Source organism: Mycobacterium sp. E136, assembly GCF_001666865.1.
In the GTDB taxonomy this organism is placed as follows: Bacteria; Actinomycetota; Actinomycetes; order Mycobacteriales; family Mycobacteriaceae; genus Mycobacterium.
On record NZ_LZJE01000243.1, the window covers coordinates 43,847 to 51,447 of the forward strand.

Sequence of the window (7,601 nt, forward strand, 5' to 3'; positions counted from 1 at the left end):
TCGATCGTAGAGCAGCGCAACTACAAGCCGTAGTAGCGGGCTACTTACGTGAAGCGGAACCAGCGCAGCGCACACAACGCGGCGACGGCACCCCACACCGCGAGCACCAGGATGCCGAACCAGTCCACTGACAACGTCATCGCCTGGGTCAGCGCCTCGGTCAGGGCGCCCGACGGCGTCAGCCGGGCCACCCACTGTGCCCCAGACGGCACCATGCCGCCCTCGAGCGTCAGCGCGCCGAGCCCCGCGAACACGAACCACAGCAGGTTGGCCAACGCGAGCACGATCTCGGCGCGAAGCGTGCCGCCCAGCAGTAGGCCCAGCGCGGCGAAACCCGCTGTGCCCAACGCGATGATCGCCGCGCCGAGCGCCAGGCCCGCGAGGTGTGGGCGCCAGCCCAGTGCGAAACCGATGCCGCCCAGAACGATCGACTGCAGGAAGACGACCGCGACCACCGCCAGCGACTTGCCCGCAATGATTCCCCACACCGGAAGCGCCGTGGCGCCAAGCCGTTTCAGCGCACCGTAGCGGCGGTCGAACGCCACCGCGATCGCCTGCCCGGTGAAGGCCGTCGAGATCACGGCCAGCGCCATGATCGCAGGGACGAAAGTGGCGGCGCGGTTGTCGCCGAACGAGCCCAAGGGGAGAAGCGTCAGCCCCACCAGCAACGTGATCGGGATGAACATCGTCAGCAGCAGCTGTTCGCCGTTGCGCAGCAGCAGCCGCAGCTCCAGGCCGAACTGCGCGGCGAGCATCTTCTGCACCGTGGCCGGTCCCGGATCGGGTGAGAAGGTGCCCGGCGCAAAGCGATTCGTCGTCACGACCGCAACTCCCGCCCGGTCAGGTCGAGGAACACGTCCTCGAGGCTTCGTTGTTCGACCCGCATGTCGGTGGCCAAGACGTCGAGACGTGCGCACCACGCCGTCACCGTCGCCAGCACCTGCGGGTTGATCGCACCCTCAACCAGGTATTCGCCTGGGGCGGTCTCGGTGGCCTTGTAGCTCTCCGGCAACGCGGACACGAGCAGCGACAGGTCGAGCTTGCGCGGGGCGCGGAACCGCAGCTGGTTCTCGGCGCCGCTGCGCATCAGCTCCTCGGGCGTCCCGGTGGCGACCGGAACGCCGTGGTCGATGATCATGATGCGGTCGGCCAGCTCCTCGGCCTCGGTGAGCTGATGGGTCGTCAGCACCACGGTCACGCCGTCGCGCCGCAATCCATCGATCAACTCCCACACCACGATTCGCGCATGCGCGTCCATGCCCGCGGTGGGCTCGTCGAGAAACACCAGCTCCGGGCGACCGACCACTGCGCACGCGAGCGCCAGCCGCTGCTGCTGGCCGCCGGACAGTCGTCGGTACGTCGTACGCGCCGCCTCGGTCAGCCCGAGAGTGTCCATCAGCCAGGCGGGGTCGAGCGGGTTGGCCGCGTAGGAGGCGACGAGGTTGAGCATCTCGCCTGCACGGGCGGCCGGATATCCGCCGCCGCCCTGCAGCATGACGCCGATGCGTTCACGCAACCGGGCGTTGTCGCCGAACGGGTCTAGCCCGAGGATCCTGATGGTTCCCGAGTCGGGCCTGATGAAGCCTTCGCACATCTCGACGGTCGTGGTCTTGCCTGCGCCGTTCGGCCCGAGAAGCGCGAAGACCTCGGCCGCCTGCACCTCGAGATCGAGTTCGGAGACGGCGACCGTCGACCCGTACCGCTTGGTGACTCCGCTCAGGCGCACGGGGGCCGCCGGGGACGCCCCGGATACAGAGTGGGTCACGGGGACTCAGCGTAGGCGTCGGGCCGCACCGGTTGGGGCGGCGGTGGCGGCGGTTGCTCGTGCGGTGGGCTTGTGACGCTGCGCCAGGGCAAGCGGTTGTAGGTCAGCAGGATGAGCGCGACGACGATGACCGTGCTCGCCGCGGTCGCGAGCAGGATCTGGAAGACCGTGAACCGGTCGCCGTTCGCGGTCGGCCCGAAGATGCCGACGGCCAGCGTCACGACGATCGTGGTGCTGCGGAACGCCGGCCGGGTGGCCCACGCCGCGAGCGGCAGCACCGCCCACAGCACGTACCAGGGCTGGACCACCGGGAACAGCAGCACGGTCACGCCGAGCGCGACGCCGAGCCCGCCCACCGGATGCAGGCGCCCGCGCAGGACCGACAACAACAGCCAGGTCACCAGGATCGCGATGATGAACACGCCGATCGCACGGGTCAGGCCCAGCACGGCGGTGGTGTGGTCGCCCAGCCCCAGCAGGATGCCGACCTGCCCGGTGCCCAGCGCCAACAGGGTCGGCAGCGACATCCAACTGCGCACGACGTTCGCGGTGCCCAGCGTGTTGAGCCAGCCGAACCCGAGGCCGCTGGCCCATCCGATCAGCGCCATCACCACGACGGATACGGCCGTCAGCGACCCGACCGCCAAGAAGAACGCCTTGACGGTCCCGCCCCACCGGCAGGCCAGCGCCATCGCCACGAAGCCGAGCGCCAGCAGCGACGGCAGCTTGACCTGCGAGGACAGGGTGATCAAGACCACGCCGACCAACAGCATCGCCAGGGGCCACCATCGCGCCCACTGCTCGCGGTCGTGGGGCCAGGACAACGGTCTGGGAAGGAGCGGGGTGGCGGCTGAAATTTTGCTGACGCCGCGCAGCGCGAACTCGGTGCCCGCCAGCATCAGGCCCAGCATCAGGGCCTCGTTGTGGATGCCACCGACCAGATGCATGATCAGCAGCGGGTTGGCTGCGCCCAGCCACAGCGCGCTCACCTCGGCAACACCGCAGCGGCGCGCGAGTCGCGGCGTCGCCCAGACGATCAACCCCACACCGAGCAGCACGACCAGCCGGTGACACAACACCGCGGCCACGATGTTCTCGCCGGTCAGCGCGGAGATGCCCTGGCCGATCCACAGGAACAGCGGCCCGTACGGTGCTGGCGTCTCGCGCCACATGTTGGGCACCGAGAGGGTGAACACGTGGTCCAGGCCCAGGCCGGTGGCCGGGCCGACCCGGTACGGATCCAAACCCTTGATGCCGATCTCGCTTTGCGCGAGGTAGGAGTACACGTCGCGGCTGTACATGGGCGGTGCGAGGAGCAGCGGCAACACCCACAGCCACAGCAGCCGGTCCAGCTGACTACGCGACATCCGCCGGTCACCGAGCGCGAACCGCCCCAGCATCAGCCAGGCCAGCGCCATCATGACCGCGCCTGTGGTGGTCATGGTCAACGACACCGTCTGTATGCGCGATGGAAGGTTGAGCAGCCGCACACCGAACGTCGGATCCTGCACGACCGGCCTGGCCCCGACTCCCAGGGCGCCGATCGCCATCAGGACGGTGCCGGTCGCCCCGAAGAGCCGCGTCCGGCGCAGCGCGATGACTTCGGCATCGTTGAGGGGCGAGCCCACGGGGCGTTCGTCGGCGTGCCAACGGGCGATCGACGTGCTGAAGGAGGGGAGGCGGGCTGCCACCTCAGCAGCGTAACCGCCCATGTTATGGCTCTTGTCACGCTAAGGGTGCCCTTGCTTTACACCACTTTCCGAATTCCGTCACAATAGTGTTGTGAAATTCAGTCCGGAGGCGGGAGCCGATCGCCACACCCGTGGGGCGATCGTGCAATTGCTGCTCGAATCCGGACCCATCACCGCCGGTGAGATCGGCGAACAGCTCGGAATCTCGGCCGCGGGCGTGCGTCGTCACCTCGACGCGTTGATGGAGGCCGGAGAGGCGCAGGCCAGCGCCGCGGCGGCCTGGCAGCACACCGGCCGGGGCAGGCCGGCGAAGCGTTACCGCCTCACCGCGGCGGGGCGCGCCAAGCTCGGCCACGCCTACGACGATCTGGCCGTGGCGGCTCTCCGCCAACTGCGCGAGATCGGCGGTGACGACGCCGTGCGGACATTCGCGCGCCGCCGGATCGACGGAATCCTGGCGGGAGTAACCGAAGGCCCCGATGACGTTGCATCTAAGGCCGACCGGGTCGCCGACGCGCTGACCAAGGCCGGCTACGCGACGACTGTGACATCGGTGACACCTGCCGGATCCATCCACGGAATCCAGCTGTGTCAACATCACTGTCCGGTCTCACACGTCGCGGAGGAGTTCCCCGAGTTGTGCGAGACCGAGCGGGAGGCCTTCGCCGAGATTCTGGGAACTCACGTGCAGAGGCTCGCCACGATCGTCAACGGCGACTTCGCCTGCACGACGCACGTACCGCTGGTCGAAAAGATCAGTGCTTCAGCCCAATCAGCCCCCACTAACAAGCAAGGAGCGTCGAGATGACGACGACACCCGAGGTCCACAAGGTAGGCGAGCCGCTCAGCCAGGACGAGGCAATTGCTTCGCTGAGCCGCTACGGCTACGGCTGGGTGGACTCCGACGTCGCGGGCGCCAGCGCGCAGCGCGGGCTGTCGGAGGCGGTGGTTCGAGACATCTCCGCGAAGAAGAACGAGCCGCAGTGGATGCTCGACATCCGGCTGAAGGCGCTGCGCACCTTCGATAAGAAGCCGATGCCGAACTGGGGCTCCAACCTCGAGGGCATCGACTTCGACAACATCAAGTACTTCGTGCGGTCGACGGAGAAGCAGGCCGCCACGTGGGACGACCTGCCCGAGGACATCCGCAACACCTACGACAAGCTGGGCATCCCCGAGGCGGAGAAGCAGCGCCTGGTTTCCGGTGTCGCGGCTCAGTACGAGTCCGAGGTCGTCTACCACCAGATCCGCGAGGACCTGGAGGCTCAAGGCGTCATCTTCCTCGACACGGACACCGCGCTGCGCGAGCATCCGGAGATTTTCAAGCAGTACTTCGGCACGGTGATCCCGGCCGGCGACAACAAGTTCTCCGCGCTGAACACCGCCGTGTGGTCGGGTGGCTCGTTCATCTACGTGCCGCCCGGCGTGCACGTCGACATCCCGCTGCAGGCCTACTTCCGGATCAACACCGAGAACATGGGCCAGTTCGAACGAACGCTGATCATCGTCGACGAGGGTGCCTATGTGCACTACGTCGAGGGCTGCACGGCGCCGATCTACAAGAGCGACTCGCTGCACTCGGCGGTCGTGGAGATCATCGTCAAGGCGGGCGGGCGCTGCCGGTACACGACCATCCAGAACTGGTCGAGCAACGTCTACAACCTGGTCACCAAGCGCGCCCGGGCCGAGGCCGGCGCGACCATGGAGTGGGTCGACGGCAACATCGGCTCCAAGGTCACGATGAAGTACCCCGCGGTGTGGATGACCGGTGAGTACGCCCGCGGCGAGGTGCTCTCGGTGGCGTTCGCCGGCGAGGGCCAGCACCAGGACACCGGCGCCAAGATGCTGCACCTGGCGCCCAACACGTCGAGCAACATCGTGTCCAAGTCCGTCGCCCGTGGCGGCGGTCGTGCCTCGTACCGTGGCCTGGTCCAGGTCAACAAGGGCGCGCACGGATCACGCTCGAGCGTGAAATGCGATGCGCTGCTTGTCGATACGATCAGCCGCTCCGACACCTACCCGTACGTCGACATCCGCGAGGACGACGTGACGATGGGCCATGAGGCCACCGTGTCGAAGGTCAGCGAGGATCAGCTGTTCTACCTGATGAGCCGCGGCCTGACCGAGGACGAGGCGATGGCGATGGTGGTGCGTGGCTTCGTCGAGCCGATCGCCAAGGAGCTTCCGATGGAGTACGCGCTGGAGCTCAACCGGCTGATCGAGCTGCAGATGGAAGGCGCGGTGGGCTAGTGGCGTCGTCGGAATTAACCACTGCGATCGAGGGGACACCGGCCGGGTCGGCACTCAACAAGGGCGAGATCTTCACCTCCTTCGACGTGAACGCCTTCGAGGTGCCCGGCGGTCGCGACGAGATCTGGCGGTTCACGCCGTTGAAGCGCCTGCGCGGTCTGCACGACGGCTCCGCGGTCGCCTCGGGTAGCGCGACGATCGCCGTGAGTGAACGCCCCGGAGTCACCGTGGAAACAGTCGGGCGTGACGACGAGCGGCTCGGCCAAGGCGGTGTGCCCGCTGACCGCGTTGCCGCGCAGGCGTATTCGTCGTTCGACAGCGCGACGATCGTCACGGTCGCCCGCGACACAGAGATCGCCGAACCGATCGAGATCGACATCACCGGCCCGGGCGAGGACGCGGTGGCCTACGGGCATCTGCAGATCCGCGTCGAGGAACTCTCGCGCGCGATCGTCGTCGTGGACCTGCGCGGCAGCGGGACCTACGCCGACAACGTCGAGATCATCGTCGGCGACTCGGCCGGTCTCGGCGTGATCTGGATCGCCGACTGGGCCGACGACATGGTGCACGTCAGCGCGCATCACGCGCGTCTGGGCAAGGACGCGGTGCTGGGGCACGTCAACGTGACGCTCGGCGGGGACGTGGTCCGGACGGCGGCGACGGTGCGCTTCACCGCGCCCGGCGGCGACGCCAAACTGCTCGGCACCTACTTCGCCGACGACGGTCAGCACTTCGAGTCGCGGTTGCTGGTCGACCACGCCCACCCGAACTGCAAGTCCGACGTGCTGTACAAGGGTGCGCTGCAGGGTGATCCGGAGTCCAACCGGCCGGATGCGCACACGGTGTGGGTCGGCGACGTGCTGATCCGTGCGGAGGCCACCGGCACCGACACGTTCGAGGTGAACCGCAACCTGCTGCTCACCGACGGCGCGCGCGCCGACTCGGTGCCCAACCTCGAAATCGAGACGGGCGAGATCGTCGGCGCCGGGCACGCAAGTGCCACCGGACGTTTCGACGACGAGCAGTTGTTCTATCTGCGGGCCCGCGGAATCCCCGAGGATCAGGCGCGACGCCTGGTGGTGCGCGGATTCTTCAACGAGATCATCGCCAAGATCGCCGTGCCCGCGGTGCGCGAGCGCCTGACCGAAGCAATTGAACGAGAACTAGCGATCACGGAATCGAGAACAGCCCAATCATGACCACACTGGAAATCAAAGGCCTGCACGTCTCGGTGCAGACTCCCGAGCAGACCGAGATCCCGATCCTCAAGGGTGTCGACCTGACCGTGAAGTCGGGGGAGACCCACGCGGTGATGGGGCCGAACGGTTCCGGCAAGTCGACGCTGTCCTACGCGATCGCCGGTCACCCCAAGTACACGGTGACGTCCGGTTCGATCACGCTCGACGGGCAGGATGTGCTGGAGATGAGCATCGACGAGCGCGCCCGCGCGGGCCTGTTCCTCGCGATGCAGTACCCGGTCGAGGTGCCCGGCGTCTCGATGTCGAACTTCCTGCGCACCGCCGCGACAGCCGTGCGTGGTGAGGCGCCGAAGCTGCGGCACTGGGTCAAAGAGGTCAAGTCCGCGATGACCGACCTCGACATCGACGCGTCCTTCTCCGAACGCAGTGTCAATGAGGGCTTCTCGGGTGGTGAGAAGAAGCGCCACGAGATCCTGCAGCTGGCCCTGCTCAAGCCGAAGATCGCGATCCTCGACGAGACCGACTCCGGCCTGGACGTCGACGCGCTGCGGGTGGTCAGCGAGGGTGTCAACCGGTACGCCGAGAGCGAGAACGGCGGCGTGCTGTTGATCACCCACTACACCCGCATCCTGCGTTACATCCAGCCGCAGTTCGTGCACGTGTTCGTCGACGGCCGCATCGTCACCTCCGGTGGCC

The 7,601-nt window shown here is 67.4% G+C and carries 7 protein-coding genes; 4 read left to right on the plus strand and 3 right to left on the minus strand.

Annotated features, from left to right (window positions below):
* Nucleotides 1–44: 44 nt before the first annotated feature.
* Genes A5698_RS16120 through mptB form a run of 3 tightly spaced genes read right to left on the minus strand, consistent with a single transcriptional unit; the run spans nt 45 to nt 3,477 of the window.
* Nucleotides 45–821, minus strand: a complete 777-nt coding sequence (locus A5698_RS16120; RefSeq protein ID WP_068298810.1) for an ABC transporter permease — start codon at nt 819–821, stop codon at nt 45–47.
* Complete coding sequence (locus A5698_RS16125; protein ID WP_067085815.1) at nt 818–1,726, minus strand: ABC transporter ATP-binding protein; 909 nt, start codon at nt 1,724–1,726, stop codon at nt 818–820. Before A5698_RS16125 ends, A5698_RS16120 begins: the two co-directional genes overlap by 4 nt.
* Before the next feature lie 35 nt (nt 1,727–1,761).
* On the minus strand, nt 1,762–3,477 hold the full coding sequence (gene mptB, locus A5698_RS16130; RefSeq protein WP_156670779.1) for a polyprenol phosphomannose-dependent alpha 1,6 mannosyltransferase MptB: 1,716 nt from the start codon (nt 3,475–3,477) through the stop codon (nt 1,762–1,764).
* A gap of 70 nt (nt 3,478–3,547) precedes the next feature.
* Between mptB and A5698_RS16135 the strand changes: the two genes are divergently transcribed.
* The 4 genes from A5698_RS16135 to sufC all read left to right on the plus strand — a co-directional run.
* A complete protein-coding gene (locus A5698_RS16135) occupies nt 3,548–4,264 on the plus strand; it encodes a helix-turn-helix transcriptional regulator (RefSeq protein WP_068298813.1) in 717 nt (238 codons plus the stop codon).
* On the plus strand, nt 4,261–5,706 hold the full coding sequence (gene sufB, locus A5698_RS16140) for a Fe-S cluster assembly protein SufB (RefSeq protein ID WP_068298816.1): 1,446 nt from the start codon (nt 4,261–4,263) through the stop codon (nt 5,704–5,706). Before A5698_RS16135 ends, sufB begins: the two co-directional genes overlap by 4 nt.
* The gene (gene sufD / locus A5698_RS16145; protein ID WP_068298818.1) at nt 5,706–6,905 is read left to right on the plus strand and encodes a Fe-S cluster assembly protein SufD; all 1,200 of its coding nucleotides are present in this window, start codon (nt 5,706–5,708) and stop codon (nt 6,903–6,905) included. The genes sufB and sufD overlap by 1 nt, the downstream gene beginning before the upstream one ends.
* Nucleotides 6,902–7,601: Fe-S cluster assembly ATPase SufC (sufC, locus tag A5698_RS16150; RefSeq protein WP_068298821.1), on the plus strand; the 700-nt coding region annotated here is incomplete at its 3' end. The genes sufD and sufC, both read left to right, overlap by 4 nt.

Bases quoted from the DNA above. Each gene is read 5' to 3' on its own strand.
- sufB (WP_068298816.1), top strand. From the start codon at position 4,261: ATGACGACGACACCCGAGGTCCACAAGGTAGGCGAGCCGCTCAGCCAG.
- mptB (WP_156670779.1), bottom strand. From the start codon at position 3,477: ATGGGCGGTTACGCTGCTGAGGTGGCAGCCCGCCTCCCCTCCTTCAGC.